This window comes from Pontimicrobium aquaticum (genome assembly GCF_005047595.1).
GTDB lineage: Bacteria > Bacteroidota > Bacteroidia > Flavobacteriales > Flavobacteriaceae > Pontimicrobium > Pontimicrobium aquaticum.
Genome location: NZ_SUPL01000002.1, coordinates 60,664 through 79,674, shown reverse-complemented (window position 1 = coordinate 79,674; position 19,011 = coordinate 60,664). Strand labels below are relative to the sequence as shown.

The 19,011-nt window shown below is 33.8% G+C and carries 12 protein-coding genes and 1 riboswitch; of the genes, 4 read left to right on the top strand and 8 right to left on the bottom strand.

Going from position 1 to position 19,011, the window contains the following annotated elements; all coding sequences use genetic code 11:
* Positions 1-4: 4 nt before the first annotated feature.
* From metH to E5167_RS03255, 6 genes are all read right to left on the bottom strand, one after another.
* Positions 5-2,683: a methionine synthase gene (gene metH / locus E5167_RS03280; protein ID WP_136841027.1), complete on the bottom strand. Its 2,679-nt coding sequence runs from the start codon at positions 2,681-2,683 to the stop codon at positions 5-7.
* Positions 2,683-3,684, bottom strand: a complete 1,002-nt coding sequence (locus E5167_RS03275; RefSeq protein ID WP_136841026.1) for a homocysteine S-methyltransferase family protein — start codon at positions 3,682-3,684, stop codon at positions 2,683-2,685. The genes metH and E5167_RS03275 overlap by 1 nt, the downstream gene beginning before the upstream one ends.
* Positions 3,684-4,850, bottom strand: a complete 1,167-nt coding sequence (locus E5167_RS03270) for a trans-sulfuration enzyme family protein (protein WP_136841024.1) — start codon at positions 4,848-4,850, stop codon at positions 3,684-3,686. Before E5167_RS03270 ends, E5167_RS03275 begins: the two co-directional genes overlap by 1 nt.
* Positions 4,851-4,854: 4 nt before the next feature.
* Positions 4,855-8,256: a bifunctional aspartate kinase/homoserine dehydrogenase I gene (thrA, locus tag E5167_RS03265; RefSeq protein ID WP_136841022.1), complete on the bottom strand. Its 3,402-nt coding sequence runs from the start codon at positions 8,254-8,256 to the stop codon at positions 4,855-4,857.
* 65 nt (positions 8,257-8,321) lie between these two features.
* Positions 8,322-9,620, bottom strand: a complete 1,299-nt coding sequence (locus E5167_RS03260) for an O-acetylhomoserine aminocarboxypropyltransferase/cysteine synthase family protein (protein WP_136841020.1) — start codon at positions 9,618-9,620, stop codon at positions 8,322-8,324.
* Between the two features lie 121 nt (positions 9,621-9,741).
* A riboswitch (SAM riboswitch) is annotated at positions 9,742-9,865 on the bottom strand.
* A gap of 77 nt (positions 9,866-9,942) precedes the next feature.
* Entirely contained in the window at positions 9,943-11,493 is a 1,551-nt protein-coding gene (locus E5167_RS03255; RefSeq protein ID WP_136841018.1) for a hypothetical protein, read from the bottom strand.
* Positions 11,494-11,643: 150 nt separating this feature from the next.
* Between E5167_RS03255 and E5167_RS03250 the strand changes: the two genes are divergently transcribed.
* The 4 genes from E5167_RS03250 to leuB all read left to right on the top strand — a co-directional run bounded on the left by E5167_RS03250 (position 11,644) and on the right by leuB (position 16,205).
* On the top strand, positions 11,644-12,819 hold the full coding sequence (locus E5167_RS03250) for a 2-isopropylmalate synthase (RefSeq protein WP_136841015.1): 1,176 nt from the start codon (positions 11,644-11,646) through the stop codon (positions 12,817-12,819).
* Between the two features lie 83 nt (positions 12,820-12,902).
* Positions 12,903-14,306, top strand: a complete 1,404-nt coding sequence (gene leuC / locus E5167_RS03245; protein ID WP_136841013.1) for a 3-isopropylmalate dehydratase large subunit — start codon at positions 12,903-12,905, stop codon at positions 14,304-14,306.
* Position 14,307: 1 nt separating this feature from the next.
* A complete protein-coding gene (gene leuD / locus E5167_RS03240) occupies positions 14,308-14,895 on the top strand; it encodes a 3-isopropylmalate dehydratase small subunit (RefSeq protein ID WP_136841012.1) in 588 nt (195 codons plus the stop codon).
* Positions 14,896-15,086: 191 nt separating this feature from the next.
* Positions 15,087-16,205: a 3-isopropylmalate dehydrogenase gene (gene leuB / locus E5167_RS03235; protein WP_136841010.1), complete on the top strand. Its 1,119-nt coding sequence runs from the start codon at positions 15,087-15,089 to the stop codon at positions 16,203-16,205.
* A gap of 65 nt (positions 16,206-16,270) precedes the next feature.
* Here leuB and E5167_RS03230 read toward each other — a convergent pair whose 3' ends face one another.
* Positions 16,271-17,488 (bottom strand): alpha/beta hydrolase-fold protein, encoded by a 1,218-nt coding sequence (locus E5167_RS03230; protein WP_136841009.1) that lies wholly within the window; start codon positions 17,486-17,488, stop codon positions 16,271-16,273.
* 143 nt (positions 17,489-17,631) lie between these two features.
* Positions 17,632-18,906, bottom strand: a complete 1,275-nt coding sequence (argH, locus tag E5167_RS03225) for an argininosuccinate lyase (protein WP_136841007.1) — start codon at positions 18,904-18,906, stop codon at positions 17,632-17,634.
* Between the last annotated feature and the right edge of the window lie 105 nt (positions 18,907-19,011).

Here is a 19,011-nt window from a genome sequence, read left to right as displayed (position 1 = left end):
GTTTTTAATCTGCTATGTTGGGGTTCAACCATTTCTTTGCTTCTTCTGTAGAAATGCCTCTACGCCTTGCATAATTCTTTACTTGGTCTTCGGTTATTTTTCCTAAGCCAAAATATCGAACTTCAGGATTTCCAAAATAATAACCACTTACACTAGCTGCTGGCCACATTGCCAAACTATCTGTGAGCTCAACACCAATGTTTTCTTTTACATTTAACAGTTTCCAAATTGTCTGTTTTTCTAAATGATCTGGACAAGCTGGATATCCTGGAGCAGGACGAATACCTTTATAATGCTCTTTAATCAACTCTTCATTAGATAAATTTTCATTTGATGCATAACTCCAATATTTTGTTCTTACTTCTTTATGTAAATATTCTGCGAAAGCTTCTGCTAAACGATCAGCCAATGCTTTTATCATAATGGCATTATAATCGTCATGATTTTCTTCAAACTCTTTGGCAAGTTTTTCAGTTCCAAAACCAGTCGATACACAAAATGCGCCTATATAGTCTTGTTTACCAGATTCTTTTGGAGCTATAAAATCTGCTAAAGCAATGTTTGGCTTTCCTTCTGCTTTTCTTGATTGTTGACGAAGGGTTAGGAATGTAGATTCAATATTTCCAAATTTATTGTATAATTCTACATCATCATCATTAATTGTGTTGGCTGGAAACAATCCAAAAACAGCTTTAGCTTTAAGTAGCTTTTCATCAAATATTCGTTTCAACAACTCTTGCGCATCTTTGAATAATTCTAACGCTTGATTTCCAACTACCTCATCTTTTAAAATTTGAGGATACTTGCCATGTAAATCCCAACTTCTGAAAAATGGAGACCAATCAATATAATCTTCTAATAATGTAATGTTGAAATCTTCAAGAATTTGAATTCCTAATTGCTTTGGCTCTACTATTTCAGTTGAATTCCAATCGATTTTGAATTTATTTTTTTGCGCCTCTTCGATAGATAAGAATTCCTTTTTTCTTCCTCTTTTCAAAAATTGCTCACGGAACTTATCATATTCTTCCCTAATCTGTTCTTTGTATATATTATTATCCTTTTGAAGTAAGTTTCCAACAACAGTTACAGCTCTAGAGGCATCATTAATGTGTACTACTGTATCACTATAATTCGGAGCAATTTTAACAGAAGTATGAGCCCTTGACGTGGTAGCTCCTCCAATAATTAATGGAATATTTAGATTTTTCTTTTCCATTTCTTTGGAAACATAGGCCATCTCATCAAGTGAAGGTGTGATTAGTCCGCTTAAACCAATAATATCTACTTTCTCTTTGATAGCTGTTTCAATGATTTTTTCTGGTGGTACCATGACGCCTAAATCGACTATTTCATAGTTATTACAACCCAATACAACACTCACTATATTTTTGCCAATATCATGCACATCGCCTTTTACAGTTGCCATTAAAATCTTACCAGAAAATTCTTGTTTACCGTCTTTTTCAGCCTCAATAAATGGTTGCAAATAAGCGACTGCTTTTTTCATGACACGAGCAGATTTTACTACTTGAGGTAAGAACATTTTTCCGCTTCCGAACAAATCTCCAACGACATTCATTCCAATCATTAAATGACCTTCGATGACTTCAATCGGTTTCTCTGAAACTAAACGCGCTTCTTCTACATCTTCAATGATAAAAGCATCAATTCCTTTTACTAATGCATGAGTAATCCTGTCTTGTAAAGCATCATTTCTCCACTCTAAAATTTGCTCTGTGGTTTCTTTTTTCTGACCTTTTACAGTTTCTGCAAAATCTAACAATCGTTCAGTCGCATCATCACGTCTGTCAAACAATACATCTTCAACACACTCTAATAATTCTTTATCAATTTCATCATAAACCTCTAACATTGTCGGATTGACAATTCCTAGATTCATACCATTTTTTATAGCATGAAATAAGAATGATGAATGCATAGCTTCACGAACGGTATTATTACCTCTAAAAGAGAATGACACATTACTCACTCCTCCAGATACATTTGCATAAGGTAAGTTTTCTCGAATCCATCTTGTAGCATAGAAAAAATCCAGCGCGTTTTTGCGATGCTCTTCCATTCCTGTTGCTACTGGAAAAATATTAGGATCGAAAATAATATCTTGCGGCGGAAACTTGACAACATTAACCAATATGTTATAAGAGCGTTCACAAATTTCAATTCTTCGTTCATAAGTATCTGCTTGTCCTTCTTCATCAAAAGCCATCACAATCACAGCAGCTCCATAACGCTTTACTAGTTTTGCCTGACGAATAAATTCTGCTTCTCCTTCTTTTAAACTAATAGAATTCACGACGCATTTCCCTTGCACTACTTGAAGTCCTGCTTCAATGATTTCCCATTTGGAACTGTCTATCATAATTGGGATTCGAGCAATATCAGGTTCGGAAGCAATAAGGTTTAAAAACGTGGTCATGGCATCAACACCATCTAGCATGCCTTCATCCATGTTTACATCTAGAATTTGAGCACCTCCTTCTACCTGATGCCTTGCAACATCTAAGGCTTCATTATATTTTTCTTCTTTTATTAAGCGTAGAAACTTTCTAGATCCTGTAACATTGGTACGTTCTCCCACATTTATGAAGTTACTTTCTGGAGTAACCACAAGAGGCTCTAATCCTGATAAGGTTAAATATTTTAATTTTATCTCACTCATTATACGTTCAATGTAATTTCTCTTGGTTTATAATTTCTAGCTACTTCTTCAATAGCCTTAATGTGCGCTGGACTTGTACCACAGCAACCACCTATAATATTTATTAATCCATCTTGAAGATAGTCTTCAATAAGCTGCTGCATTTGTTCTGGAGTTTGGTCGTATTCACCAAAAGCGTTTGGCAATCCAGCATTAGGATGCGCAGAAGTATGAAAATCTGTTGTATTTGATAAACGCTGTAAATATGGCTTTAACTGTTCTGCACCAAGCGCACAATTAAATCCAACACTTAATAGTGGCACATGAGAAATTGATGCCAAAAAAGCTTCGACAGTTTGTCCAGATAAGGTTCTACCAGACGCATCAGTAATGGTTCCAGAAACCATGATTGGTATATCAATTTGTCGTTCTTCCTTAACCTCTTCAATGGCAAATAATGCAGCTTTAGCGTTAAGTGTATCAAAAATAGTCTCCACCAAAAGCACATCTACTCCTCCATCAATTAAAGCTTCTACTTGTTCTTTATAAGCGACTCTTAACTCTTCAAAAGTAATAGCGCGATATTCAGGTCTGTTTACATCTGGAGACAGACTTGCAGTTCTGTTTGTTGGACCAATACTTCCTGCTACAAATCTAGGTTTATTAGGGTTTTTGATAGTAAATTCTTCAGCAATTTTTTTTGCAATTTTAGCTGACTCATAGTTGAGTTCATACACCAAATGTTCCATGTTATAATCTGCCATAGCAATTGAAGTTCCAGAAAAGGTATTGGTTTCAACAATATCTGCTCCAGCTTCAAAATACTTTCTATGAACATCTGCAATCGCCTGTGGTTGTGTAATGGACAACAAATCGTTATTTCCTTTTAAAGGCGAAGGATACTCTTTAAAACGCCCTCCACGAAAATCTTCTTCTGTGAAATTATACTGTTGCAGCATGGTTCCCATGGCACCATCTAGGACTAAGATTCGCTTTTCTATTTCTTTTTTTATGTCACTCATTATTTTAATGCCTGATTTAAATCGTTAATAATATCTTCTACATTCTCTAATCCAACAGATACACGTACCAATCCATCAGTAATACTTACTTCAAGCCTATCTGTCCTACTTAATTTGCTATGTGTGGTTGAAGCTGGATGCGTCACAATAGTCCGTGTATCTCCTAAGTTTGCTGATAGTGAACACATCTTAATCGTATTTAAAAAGTTACGTCCTGATTCAATACCTCCTTTTATTTCAAACGCCACAATACTACCTCCTTGACTCATCTGCTTTTTTGCTATATGGTATTGCGGATGCGATTTTAAAAATGGATATTTAACCCAATTCACTTTATCGTGACTTTCAAGAAACTGAGCAACTTTTAAAGCGTTTTCACAGTGTCTATCGACACGTACAGCCAAGGTTTCTAAACTTTTAGATAATGTCCAGGCGTTGAATGGTGATAATGCAGGCCCTGTATTTCTTGAAAACAAATAAATGTCTCTAATTAAATCGACTTTCCCTACTGCTACGCCACCTAATACGCGACCTTGCCCATCCATTAATTTTGTGGCTGAGTGTATCACAATATCTGCTCCAAATTTTATAGGCTGTTGTAAATAAGGTGTTGCAAAACAATTATCTATTACTAAAATTAAGTTATGCTTTTTAGCAATATTTCCTAAAAACTCCAAATCTAAAATATCTACTGCTGGGTTGGTTGGTGATTCAGCATATAGTATTTTAGTGTTTGGAGTTATAAGACTTTCTAATGTATTAATTTCATCAACTTTAAAATAGCTTGTGGTAATATTCCATTTTGGAAAATATTTGGTAAACAATGTATGTGTAGAACCAAATACAGATTGTGCAGATACGATGTGATCTCCGCTTTCCAAAAGTGCTGCCAATGTAGAGTACACTGCTGCCATTCCTGTAGCAAAAGCGCATCCATCTTCAGCTCCTTCCATTTTACATACTTTATCTACAAACTCAGAGGTGTTAGGGTTTGAGAACCTACTGTAGATATTTCGCTGTTTTTCTTCTGCAAAAGACGCTCGCATATCTTCGGCGTTTTCAAACACAAAACTTGATGACAAGTATAAAGGACTTGAATGCTCTAAAAATTGCGATCGTTCTATTTGTGTTCTAATAGATAGTGTTTCTTTACCGTAGTTACTCATAGCTTTACTTAATAGTTTTTTCTACTAATCTTAAAATATCTCCAAATACACCTCGTGCTGTAACCTGTGCTCCTGCTCCTGCTCCTTGAATTACTAATGGCTGTTCTCCATAAGATTCTGTATATATCTCGAATATTGAATCTGAACCCTTTAGAGCTCCTAATGGTGAACTTTGAGGAACTGAAACTAATTTAACATCTAACTTTGCTCCGTTTTCACCTGCTAAGTTTCCATGTAAATCCCCAATGTATCGTAATACATGATTTGGTTTTTGCTGTTCTTTAATTGATTGATATTCGCTATTCATCTTTTCAAAAGAATTTAAAAACTCTGAGGCTTCAATAGTTCGTAATGATTCCGGAATAAGGTTTTGAATTTTCACATCTTCAATTTCGTTTTGTAAGTCTAATTCGCGTGCTAGAATCAACAGTTTTCTAGCCACATCGTTTCCACATAAATCTTCTCTTGGATCTGGTTCAGTAAATCCTTTATCAACTGCTTCCTGAAGTACTTCAGAAAATGGTCGTTCTTCATTAGAAAAATTGTTAAACAAATAACTTAATGACCCTGAAAACACACCCCTTATTCGAGTAATATTTTCACCTGACAAGTGTAATAGCTTAATGGTATCGATAAGTGGTAAACCTGCGCCAACATTGGTTTCGTATAAATAACGTTTTTGATGTTTTGCTAAGTGCTCTCTAAGTTTATGATAAAATTCTAACTCAATAGTATTTGCTATTTTGTTAGAAGACACTAAATCGAATCCATGATCTACTAGCTTCGTGTATTGTTGTACAAACTCTTTACTAGAAGTATTATCGACAGCTATTAAATTTTCTAAATGGTTGTCATTAGCGTAAGCAATTATTTCTCCTATTGTATAATCCTTTCCTTTGGCTTCCAACTCTTGTTTCCAGTTACTATTTACACTTCTAGAATTAAGCAACACACTTTTGGAGTTAGCTATTGCAAAAATATTGAGTTTAACACCTTTACGTTTTTCTATGTCACTTGCTGAAGATATTATTTGATTAATTAATGTACCACCAACCAATCCATGACCAAAAATGGCTAGATTTATTTTTTTAGAGACACCAAAAATTTCACCATGAATAGCATTTAGAGCTTTATGTAATTGGTTATTTCTAACTACCAAACTCACATTCTTACCTGTAACTGTATTGTTAAATAGTAATGGTACAACTTGGTTTTTTATTAATGCATTAAATGGTTTATGAAATGTACTTAAGTCCTGGCCAATTATTGATATTACCGAAACATTGTCAATAATCTCAATCTTATTTACATCTTTTGAATAAAAGTCGTTTTCGAACTCTCTTTCTAAAGCAATAACGGCTTTTGAAGCTTTATTAGCATCTATTACTAAACCTATACCTCTTTCGGAAGAACCTTGAGAAATGATACTTACACTAATATTATAATAACTCAAGGCTCTAAAAATTCTAGCATCAACTCCAGCCTTCCCTAATAAACCACGACCTTCTAAGTTTATTAAAGCTACATTATCTATAACCGAAAGTGATTTAATCCCTTTTGAATTTGTTCGGGAAGTAATTAATGTCCCTTTATCATCTGGGTTAAACGTGTTTAAAATTCTAAGAGAAATATTCTTTTCTATTAAAGGAATTATGGTTTTAGCGTGTAAAATGGTTGTTCCAAAATTTGCTAATTCATTAGCTTCACTAAAAGATAATTCATCTATTTTTTTTGCATCTGGCACTAAATCAGGATTGGCAGTATAAATGCCATTTACATGCGTATAGTTTTGTAACTCTTCGGCATCTAAATAATTAGCTAATAAAGAAGCTGTATAATTACTACCATTTCTTCCCAAAGTGGTAGTTTCATTTTTTACATTAGAAGCTATAAATCCTGTAATAATGTTAACTGTGTTCCCATTATATTTTTCAAAATGCCTTAAAACATTTTCTTTAGACAGTTTCATTAGTGGTTGTGCTTCACCAAAATTTTCATCTGTTTTAATGAGTGTTCTTGCATCAGTGGCCTTGGCATTAATACCTCGCTCTTTTAATAAGGTTTCCAATAATTTAATTGATAAAAGTTCTCCTTGGGCTAAAAGTTCATCTCTTGTTTTGTTGCTATAATCTTTTAACAAATTAACCCCTTCTAACAGTTTATCTAAAGTTGAAAATTCTTTCGAAAAATTTATGTTAGTTGCGATGCTAGATTGGTATTCTTTAAAAGCTTCTAACTGTTCTTTATAAGTTTGATTTTTAACAGCTTTATTTAGAATTGCCTCAAGCTCATCGGTGGCATTTCCTCTTGCAGATACAACTACTGCTATATGCTCTCCTTGTTTTACTTTATTTTCAATTATGGATACAACCTTTTCTAAACCCTTACCATTTGCTAAAGATTTTCCTCCAAATTTTAATACTTTCATTTGTTTTTCTTTTGAATCTGGTTTAAAGATTCTTTTTATTATTTTTTCCAATTGCTTATACTCAATTAAAAAGGCATCATGACCGTGTACCGAATTAATTTCGTTGTAAGTGACATTAGGATGTGTTAAAGCCAACTGCTTATGTGTGTCTCTATTCTCTTCAGCAGTAAAAAACATATCAGAATCAACACCTATAATGTGAATTTTAGCTTCGATAGTGTCCAATACTTTAAAATTATCTTCTCTGCCTTTTGTAACATCTATGGTTTTTAATAATTGATTCATCAATTTGTAAGCAGAGAGTTGGAATCGCTCTTGCAATTTATTTCCATGATGTAGCAACCAACTTTCTACATTAAAAATTTCCAATGCTTCATTTTTAGAACGTTGGAATCGTTCTTTAAATGATTCTGGCGTCCTGTAGCATAACATAGCGTGCATCCTAGCATCATGAACCGGATTAGTTGAGTTTAATAAAAATTGTTCTTGAATCTGACAGTTTGCAATTAGCCAATCGGTAGATTTCCAATCGGTTGCAACTGGAATTAAATACTCAGTTATTTTTGGGTTAAGAACTGCCATTTCCCAAGCTATTCCACCTCCTAATGAACCTCCTATAATTGCAAATAGCCTATCTATTTTTAAAAGCTTTAATCCTTTTAAAAAAATATTTGCAATATCTCTAGCTTCAAAGTCTTTATAACTATCTATAACAAAACCGTCGTAACCATTTCCTGGTATGTTAAAAGATAAAACAGAGTACGTATTTGTATCTATAGCTTTTTCTTCACCAATTAAATCTTTCCACCAACCATTTTCTCCTGCAACATTACTATTACCTGTTAAAGCATGATTTACTAATACTACAGGCGCACTACCAAGTGACTTACCAAATACCTCGTATGAAAGTTTTATATCACTTTTATAACCTGCACTTGTAACATAGCTTGCTATTTCCAAAAATTTTAATGCACTCATTGGTCTGGTTTAATGTTAAAAAAGAACAGGCACACTCAATAAATAAGCATACCTGTTCAAGAGAACTAAACTAAAATTTTGGATGGTTCTTTTATAAGTTTAAAAGCTGCTTTTAAGTCAGCCTTTAAATCTTCAATATTTTCTATTCCAACTGACAGCCTAATGAGATCTTTAGTAACACCTGTAGCTTCTTGAGCTTCGTCATTTAACTGCTGGTGTGTTGTACTTGCAGGATGAATTATTAAAGATTTAGTATCACCAATGTTTGCTAATAAAGAAAATAGTTCAGTCTTATCTGCAATTGTTTTAGCTGCCTCATAACCACCATGAACTCCAAAGGTTACAATACCACTTTGTCCATTTGGTAAATACTTTCTTGTTAAATCTTTATACTTACTAGTTTCTAAACCTGGATAGTTTACCCAATTAACTTCTGGTTGTTCCTGCAACCATTTGGCAAGATTTAAAGCATTACTACTATGCTTTTTTATACGCAACTCTAGAGTTTCTAATCCTTGAATGATTTGAAAGGCGTTAAACGGACTTAACGCTCCTCCATAATCACGAAGTCCTTCTATTCTAACTTTAGCAATAAAAGCAGCAGCCTCTAAAGCTTCGCTGTAGACCAAACCATGATAACCAGCTGATGGTTCTGTAAATTCAGGAAACTTACCATTGCTCCAATCAAATGTTCCAGCATCTATAATAACACCTCCAAGCGCTGTTCCGTTTCCATTTATATACTTAGTCAACGAATGTATAACGATGTTAGCTCCATACTCTATAGGATTTAATAAATAAGGCGTTGCTACTGTATTATCAACAATTAATGGCACTTTATATGCTCTTGCCTCTTTAGAAATAGCCTCAATATCCAGTACATCTAATTTAGGGTTTCCAAGAGACTCAATAAAAAATGCTCTCGTGTTTTCCTGAGCTGCTTTATTAAAGTTTTCAGGATTAGAAGGGTTGACAAATGTGGTTGTAATACCATGTCTTGGTAAAGTGACACTTAACAAATTGTAAGTTCCACCATACAAACTGCTTGAAGCTACAATATGGTCACCTGCTTTTAAAAGCGTTAGTAAAGATGTAGCAATTGCAGATGTTCCCGAAGCAGTTACAACTGCTGCAATTCCACCTTCTAAAGCTGCCAAACGTTGCTCTAAAATGTCGTTTGTTGGATTGTTGATTCGCGTGTAAATGTTTCCTGGTTCTGCTAATGCAAATAAATTAGCAGCATGGTCTGAATCATTAAAAACATACGCTGTTGATTGATAAATAGGAACTGCTCTTGTTCCTCCATTTTGACTAACATCGTGTCCTGCGTGCAACGCTTTTGTTGCAAATTTTTGTGTACTCATCTTTCTAATTTTTGAGTTAATAAATAATTAAACCAAAAAGTCAAATAAGCTTCATTTTGAAGCGTACTTAATAGAAAAATGTTATAAGAAATTACGTAATTACAGATGAGTAATTACGTTTGAGTTATCTATCCAAATCCACGATAAATGAATCGCTTTTTTAGGTAGAATTTAGCACCTTCTTTATTACTAAAGGGTTGCTAAGGTTTCACAGGGTCTATTCCCTCCACCTTTCTTGATAACATTTCAGTAAGTTTTTGAACTTTGTGAGCGCAAATATTCAGAAAGAATTATTTAATAACCAAATTTTTTTCGGTAAAGTTTAAAATAATTTATTTTTTGCTTTAAATTTTTCTCTAATTATTAAATCTACCGATTTATTTTCTATTTTACTTTCAAGCCACGATATAACATCTAAATACAAAAAGGCACGACTTTCGTATGGATGATCTTCATAAGTTTTTAATTTTCTATGAAGTTTTATAAACTCTCTTCTAATTTGATGCGGATAAATATCACCTAAAACTCTTAAGAATTTTATCATTTCCTTTTGCACTTCATACAAGTCTTCCATACGTATTAAAAACTTATATGTACTTCTAATTAAGGCATCCAAATTGTAGTCTAGTCCAGCTTCATAATGTGCTACTAAATTTAAAACTCGTGAAAAACACAATAAATCTTCTCGCATGGAAAGCGATTTATTACTAATAATTTTATCTAAAAATTCAATGCACTTTCTGTTTTCACCAATTCCAAAATACAAACTAGCAATCTTGTAATAAAACACCATTATGTGATGCTCATCAATCCTAGTTCTGTGCTCTTTAATTCCAGTTAACACCTCATCAACCAAAGGCAAACCCTCTTTAAAGGTACCTTCCATGAAATGCAAATTAAACTTATTAGAATACACATATAAAAAAGTTAAGCTTTGCACATTATCGTCCTTAGGAAACCATTTTTCCTGTGTTATATCCTCCAATTTATTTAAGGCTTCTTTGAATTTTTTATGATGTCTAATAAAAAACAGTGCTTCTAACAAGTACTGATTTCCTCTTAAGAAAAACACTGGATTTAGCTTCATCATCTCTGGCTGTTCGTAAAATAAATCTACCCATTTCCTTGAATATTTATAACATGACAAAAAATCTTGCACTAAAAAACTGTACCATAAATACGACTGATACAACCACAGTTTTTCCCTAAAACCAAGTTCTTTAATGTCGTATTTAGGCAATCTTGCGTTAAAATATTTTGTAACACGTTTATATTCTTCGTCATTTTTTACATAGCCTGTTTTAAGAAACAATCCATAAAGTTGTAACGATAAATTAGAGAGTTTACTCGCTAACAAATTCTGTCTATTTAGCTCCTTTGCCTGAATAGTCAACTCATCAGCGCGATTACTGATACTTCGTGTTATGTATTGAGATTCAATAATTTTTTCGAGTTCAAGAACCTCGTATGCAATGTTTTTTTCTTCGTAATTTAAAGCTAAAGTTTTTGCCTTATCAAGAATTTTTAAACTTTGTTTATAAAGTCCTTTGTGATACAAAATAGTCGCAAAATCCAATTGTTCACGAATCTGAACTCTAATATTTTGATGAAGCGGATTAAGCCTTAAGCTTACTAATATTTGTTTATAGAGATGCGCTTTTAAGTTTGAAAGTTGTTGTTTTTTAACAATACCCTTTTTTAAAATGACCTGTTCATCATAATCATCCATCTTATCTAAAAGGTTAAATAATAGTAGGAATTTTGAATCTTCATTTACACCCAAACGACCAACATAAAGCTTAAACTGTCTTTTCTCTGATTTTGACAGCGACTTTACAAGTACAAATAGATTATCTTTTTGCTCTTTAGTCATAGTGTAATTTATTTATTTAAATAGCTGTTTTTTAGTGTTTTAAACACAATAATACTTGCTTTAACATCGTAATTAAATGATAGTCAAATAATACTTTGAATAATCCAAAATATAAATTCGTATTACAATACGGAAATATATTTTTAAGAAATGTCGAATTCTCAAGTACAAATTTTTGATACAACCCTCAGAGATGGCGAACAAGTTCCAGGCTGTAAATTAAATACTGAACAAAAAGTAGTGATTGCAGAGCAGCTAGATTTTTTAGGTGTTGATATAATAGAAGCTGGCTTTCCAGTATCAAGTCCAGGTGATTTTAAATCGGTTGAAGAAATTTCAAAAACTGTAAAAAATGCAACAGTTTGCGGTTTAACTCGTTCAGTTGAAAATGATATAAAAGTCGCCGCTGAAGCCTTGAAATATGCAAAAAAACCAAGAATACATACTGGAATTGGTACATCTGACTCTCATATCATTCACAAATTTAAAAGCAACAGAGAAGACATCATTCAACGCGCCTATGCAGCTGTAAGTTATGCAAAATCGTTTGTCGAAGATGTTGAGTTTTACGCTGAAGATGCAGGACGTACAGACAATGATTATTTAGCTCGTGTTTGCGAAGCAGCTATAAAAGCAGGTGCAACCGTATTAAATATTCCTGATACAACAGGCTACTGCTTACCACATGAATATGGTGCAAAAATCAAATACTTAAAAGAGAATGTAAAAGGCATTGAAAAAGCGATTTTGTCTTGTCACTGTCATAACGATTTAGGTTTAGCGACTGCAAATTCCATTGAAGGTGTTATTAATGGTGCACGTCAAATTGAATGTACCATAAATGGTATTGGAGAACGTGCAGGGAACACAGCTTTAGAAGAAGTTGTGATGATTTTAAAACAACATCCTTACCTTAATTTAGATACTAATATTCAAACGGAAATGCTTTATGGCATCAGTCAATTAGTATCAGATAGTATGGGAATTTACACACAACCAAACAAAGCTATCGTTGGTGCTAATGCTTTTGCACATAGCTCTGGCATCCATCAAGATGGTGTGATTAAAAATCGTGAAACCTATGAAATTATTGACCCTAAAGAAGTTGGTGTAACAGAATCTGCCATTGTATTGACTGCTAGAAGTGGTCGTGCAGCTTTAGCATATAGAGCAAAAAATGTTGGTTATGAACTAACCAAGTTACAATTGGATGAAGTATATGCAAATTTCTTAACCTTTGCAGATAAAAAGAAAGAAATCAATGATAACGATATTCATCAAATTATAGAAACCAGTAAGGTTTACCAACAAATAATTTCAACTTGAGCCTATAATAGGCTTTTGGTAGATTTATAACAGGGCAAATTTATTTACAGCTTGAAAGCTAAATGATAATTGATTATTAATAAATGACAACTAAAAAAACATTATTCGATAAAGTTTGGGATGCTCATGTCGTCGAATCGGCTCAAAATGGGCCGCAAATTTTATATATAGACAAACATTTAATACATGAAGTCACAAGTCCCCAAGCGTTCAACGAATTAGAAGCTCGCGGAATTCCTATTTATAGACCAAATAAAATTGTGGCCACTGCAGACCATAATACACCAACCTTAAATCAGGATTTATCTATTAAGGACAAATTATCAAGAAAGCAACTCGAACAGCTTTCAGAAAACTGCAAAAAAAACGGAATTACACTTTACGAACTTGGCCATAAATATAATGGTATTGTACATGTGATGGCTCCAGAATTAGGTATCACTCAACCAGGAATGACCATGGTTTGTGGCGACAGTCACACCTCAACACATGGCGCTTTTGGGACTATAGCCTTTGGCATTGGAACCAGTCAAGTAGCACAAGTTTTTGCCAGTCAATGTTTACTGCTTACAAAACCAAAAAGTTTAAGAGTTACAGTTAATGGTAGGCTTAAAAATGGTGTATTACCTAAGGATGTAATTTTATATATCATTTCAAAGCTAGGCACTAATTCAGGCACAGGGTACTTTTGCGAATATGCAGGCGATGTTTTTGAAAACATGAGTATGGAAGGCCGAATGACTGTTTGTAATATGAGTATTGAAATGGGAGCTCGTGGTGGAATGATAGCTCCTGATGAAACCACTTTCGAATATGTAAAAGGTCGAGAATTCTCACCGAAAGGTGAAGCATTTGACAAAAAAGTAGCCTATTGGAAAACCTTACCGACTGATGAAGATGCTGTTTTTGATAAGGAATATTACTTTGATGCGGCAGACATTGAGCCAATGGTAACTTACGGAACCAATCCTGGAATGGGAATTAAAATTTCTGAAACCATTCCTGTTGACGACAATGCATCCTTTAAAAAATCATTGGAATACATGAATTTTGAAGCTGGTGAATCACTAATTGATAAGCCAATCAATTATGTGTTTATTGGCAGTTGTACCAACTCCAGAATTGAAGATTTTAGAGTGGCTGCTAACTTTATAAAAGGAAAACAAAAAGCTGATAATGTCACAGCTTGGTTAGTACCTGGAAGTAAACAAGTAGAAGCTCAAATAATTAATGAAGGCTTAAAAGACATTTTTGAAGATGCTGGATTTGAATTACGCCAACCAGGTTGTTCAGCTTGTTTAGCCATGAACGATGATAAAATTCCGCAAGGCGAATATTGTGTGTCAACATCCAATAGAAATTTTGAAGGACGACAAGGACAAGGTTCAAGAACCATTTTAGCAAGCCCTTTAGTTGCTGCTGCTACAGCAGTTGCTGGAAAAATTGTAGATGTTACAAAAGATATAGAAACTTTAGAATTGGCTTAATATGGAAAAATTCACAACACTTACATCGAGAGCTATTCCATTAGCCATTGAAAATGTAGATACAGACCAAATCATTCCTGCACGCTTTTTAAAAGCGACTGACAAGCAAGGGTTTGGAGACAATATGTTTAGAGATTGGCGATTTGATAAACACGGAAACATTAATAAGGATTTTAGTTTAAACAATCCTAAATATTCAGGAAGCATTTTAGTTGCTGGAGATAATTTTGGATGTGGTTCAAGCCGCGAACATGCAGCTTGGGCTTTAGTTGGTTATGGATTTAAAGTTATTGTGTCCAGCTTTTTTGCTGATATTTTTAAAGGTAATGCCTTAAATAATGGTTTACTTCCTGTTCAAATTTCTGAAGGCTTTTTAAAGATATTATTAGAAACGGTTGAAGCAAAACCAGAAACACAAATTGTGGTTGATTTGAAAAATCAAACCATTTCTATCTCAAATTCTGATGTTTCAGAAGCCTTTAATATAGATGCTTACAAAAAAACATGTATGATAAATGGTTATGATGATATAGACTATTTATTGAGCAAGAAAGAACAAATTGAAACTTTTGAAGCTGAACATTTCTGATAATTGCGTTAGCGATTGCAGTGACATCCTTTTTGTTGTCAGTTCGAGTTTGCAAAGCAAGTATCGAGAACAAACAAAAAGATAAAACGGAAAGCGCGACCTGAAGTGCAAACGAAAGGTAACGCCAAAAAAAGAACAAAAAATTAAATAATAGAAAGTAGGATAAGATTCCTGCTTTCGCAGGAAATACTATGAGACTTAATATTGCTGTTTTACCAGGAGATGGAATTGGACCAGAGGTTACCAATCAAGCTATTAAAGCTTTGAAAGCTATCGCTATGGAGTTTGACCATACCTTTACTTTTACCTATGCTCCTGTTGGTGCCATCGCCATTGATCAAACTGGAAATCCATTGCCAGAAGAAACATTAGATGTATGTGAAACCACAGATGCTATTTTATTTGGAGCTATTGGCGACCCAAAATATGATAACGACCCTTCTGCAAAAGTACGCCCAGAACAAGGCTTATTGCGTTTACGTAAGTCATTAGGACTTTATGCAAACATTCGCCCTGTAAAAGCCTATGATACGCTTATTGACAAATCACCTTTGAAAAAACATATTATTAAAGGCACAGATATAAGCATCTATCGTGAACTCACTGGAGGTATTTATTTTGGAAAAAAACATTTAAGCGACGATGGTAATGTGGCATCCGATTTATGCGAATATTCTCGTGAAGAAATTGAACGTATTGCGCATTTAGCTTTTAAAGCGGCACAATCCAGAAAACATAAAGTAACTTTAGTTGATAAAGCCAATGTATTAGAAAGTTCTCGTTTATGGCGAAAAGTGGTCACTGAAGTTGCGACAAACTATAAAGATGTAGAATTAGATTTCTTATTTGTTGATAATGCTGCGATGCAAATGATATTAAACCCAAAACAGTTTGATGTGATTTTAACCGAAAATATGTTTGGTGATATTATTAGCGATGAGGCTAGTGTTATTGGAGGCTCTATTGGTTTATTGGCTTCGGCATCTGTAGGAGATAAGTATGCGATGTTCGAGCCTATTCATGGCTCATTTCCACAAGCTAAAGGCAAAGGTATTGCCAATCCAATTGCGTCTATTTTATCTGCTGCGATGTTATTAGACCATTTTAATTTACACACAGAAGCTAACCTAATACGAATAGCTGTAGAAAAATCATTAAAATTACATATTACAACACAAGACATTAACACGAAACATGATAACGTGACTACAGAAAAAGTAGGCGATTTTATTGAAGATTATATTTTACATCCTAACGATTCTAACCTTAATTTTACGAACATACATTTAGGGCAATCAACCATCATATAAAGTAAATTCTTTATATTAAAAAAGCACCTCAATGAGGTGCTTTTTCAATTTTACAGGATCATTTATTATCCTTTATTACTTTTTAGCCTATCAATTTCTTTTCGATACCCTTCCTCTTGTCCTAATTTGAATTTTTTTGAAATCTCAATTCCTGATTCATAAGCCTCTATGGCTTCGTCTATTTGATCAGTTTTTTCATATAACTGAGCTAAACTATTCAATATCATTGGATATTCCGGATATGCTTCTGAAGCTCTTTTAAGTACTGTGATAGCGCCTAAATTGTTTTCTTCTTCCAAAAATTTTGCATATACCTCTAAGTAATCTTCTGCTGGTCTTCTTGTATTTTTACCATACTTATCTATTAAACGCTGTTCACTATTTAGAAATGTTTCTTCACTAAAGTTTTCCTCTAAAGCTTCAGAATGTAGATCGGTAAAAATAGATTTCAACCCATGATAATTCAACAATAACCGAGCATCCATATGGCCTTCATCTCCAACTTCTTCATGTTTCCAATGAAGATTTTTAAGATTGTTTTGTTTTATAACATCGACATAGCTTATTAATTCCTGTCGCATTCCCCAGCCATCACCTCCACCAATTCCAAAATATATGGACTTATCTAAGCTAGGGTTTGATTTAAAAAATTCTTTAGCCTTTACTGTCATTTCTTCTTTATTCCACCATAAAGCAGGTGATTGTACAATATAGGCATCAAAAATGTCTGGTTTCTCCATAAGTGTATATATACTAAACAACCCTCCAAACGAATGACCTTCTAAAATACAATAGGGATGTGTTCTAAAATTTGTTTCTACATAAGGAATCAATTCATTTTCTAAAAAATCAAGAAATATAGGAGCTCCTCCACTTTGTGGTATTCCTGAGGTACCAGTTCCACCATAAACATTTTGTCCAGCATTTGAAGGGGTCAAATCTCTCGCTCTATCTAAACTTTCAACAGCAACAATGATCATTGGAGGGATAATTCCTGATTCTGTTAAAAGCTCTACTGTACCAACTTGATGTTTGATATTTTGAAGTCCATCCAGAAGATATAGAACAGGGTAATCATTTGTGTTATTGTTATACGATTTTGGCAACGATATGATAATTGGACGGTCTTCCTGCAAAATTTCAGATTTTAAAATATGCTGCGTTCCCAACCCTAAAAGCTGATTATTCTCTGTAAGCTCCTTTTTTTGTATCATTTGGGCAGTTACACCTAAATGAAAAAAAATAATAAAAAGTGCTGTAATTGAAATTCTTAGTAGTTTCATTTTGTTGATTTTAAATAATACCTCTACAAGTCTATAAATAGAGCTGTATTTTTTGTGTTTGTGTTTCTTTTTTTGTGCTCTTAGTTAAGCACTTCTCTTAAAAGACGAATCATAAAAATCAATGTTACAAAACCTAGTATTTTTTATTCTGGGAATTTATTAGTGATCTCTTTTAAGCACAAATTACCCATACTGCCAATATGTGTGTGCTGTTTATTAGTCTCTGGCTGATAAGTTCCAGCTTGTACTTGTGCGCCAATATGTTGATAAGCTTCACGAAATGACAAACCCTCAACCACTAAATTGTTAATGCTATCTACCGTAAATAGATACTGGTATTTTTCATCGTTTAAATCTATATCTTTTACAATGACTTGTTGTATGGCATAATTAAAGATGTCTAATATATCTTTTACATCTTCAAAGGCATTAATAATATTCTCTTTCAGCAATTGAAAATCCCTGTGATAACCACTTGGCAAATTATTGGTAACCAATAACATTTCGGTATGTAAAGCTTGAATTTTATTACACTTCCCTCTAATGAGTTCAAATACGTCAGGATTTTTTTTATGTGGCATAATGCTACTTCCTGTCGTGAGCGCGTCTGGAAAGCTTATAAATCCAAAATTCTGACTCATATACAAACAAATATCCATAGCAAATCTTCCTAAGGTATTGCACAAACCACCTAAAGCGCTGGCAATAGCACGTTCGTTTTTCCCTCTGCCCAGTTGTGCTGCAACCACGTTATATTTCAGGGTAGAAAAACCTAGTTCTTTCGTCGTAAATTCTCTGTCAATAGGAAAGGAGCTGCCATATCCTGCTGCTGAGCCCAATGGGTTTTGATCCACTATTTTTGAGACTGCCTGTAGCATATACACATCATCAATCAGCACTTCGGCATATGCCGAAAACCACAATCCAAAAGACGATGGCATAGCGACTTGCAAATGCGTATAGCCTGGAAGGAGTTTGTCTTTATACATTTCAGCCAATTTTAATAGCGTATCAAACAAAGTCTTCACCTTTGCATTTACTTGGAATAAATTCTCTTTATAATACAATTGAAGTGCCACCAGAACCTGATCGTTTCTGGAACGTGCTGTATGAATTTTTTTTCCAACCTCACCTAAAGTCTTGGTTAATTCAAATTCAATTTTAGAATGCACATCTTCAAATTGATCTTCAATAGTAAATGTTCCGTTTTTGATTTGAGCTCCTAATTCATTTAACCCGTTATCAAGTTGTTGTAATTCTTCATCAGACAATATTCCTATTGATTTCAACATTTTGGCATGTGCTAATGATGCTTGCACATCGTATTTAGCAATATGCAAATCGATGTCTCTGTCGTTACCAACAGTAAATTGTTCTATTTTTTTGTCTATGCTGATGCCTTTATCCCAGAGTTTCATAATATAAATTTTAATTCTTAAAATTTAGAACCAAGAGGCAAGACTGCTTCGCTATCAGAACCTAGACTCCTTACTCATTTGAGGGAGTTCAAAGTCTTGGTTCTT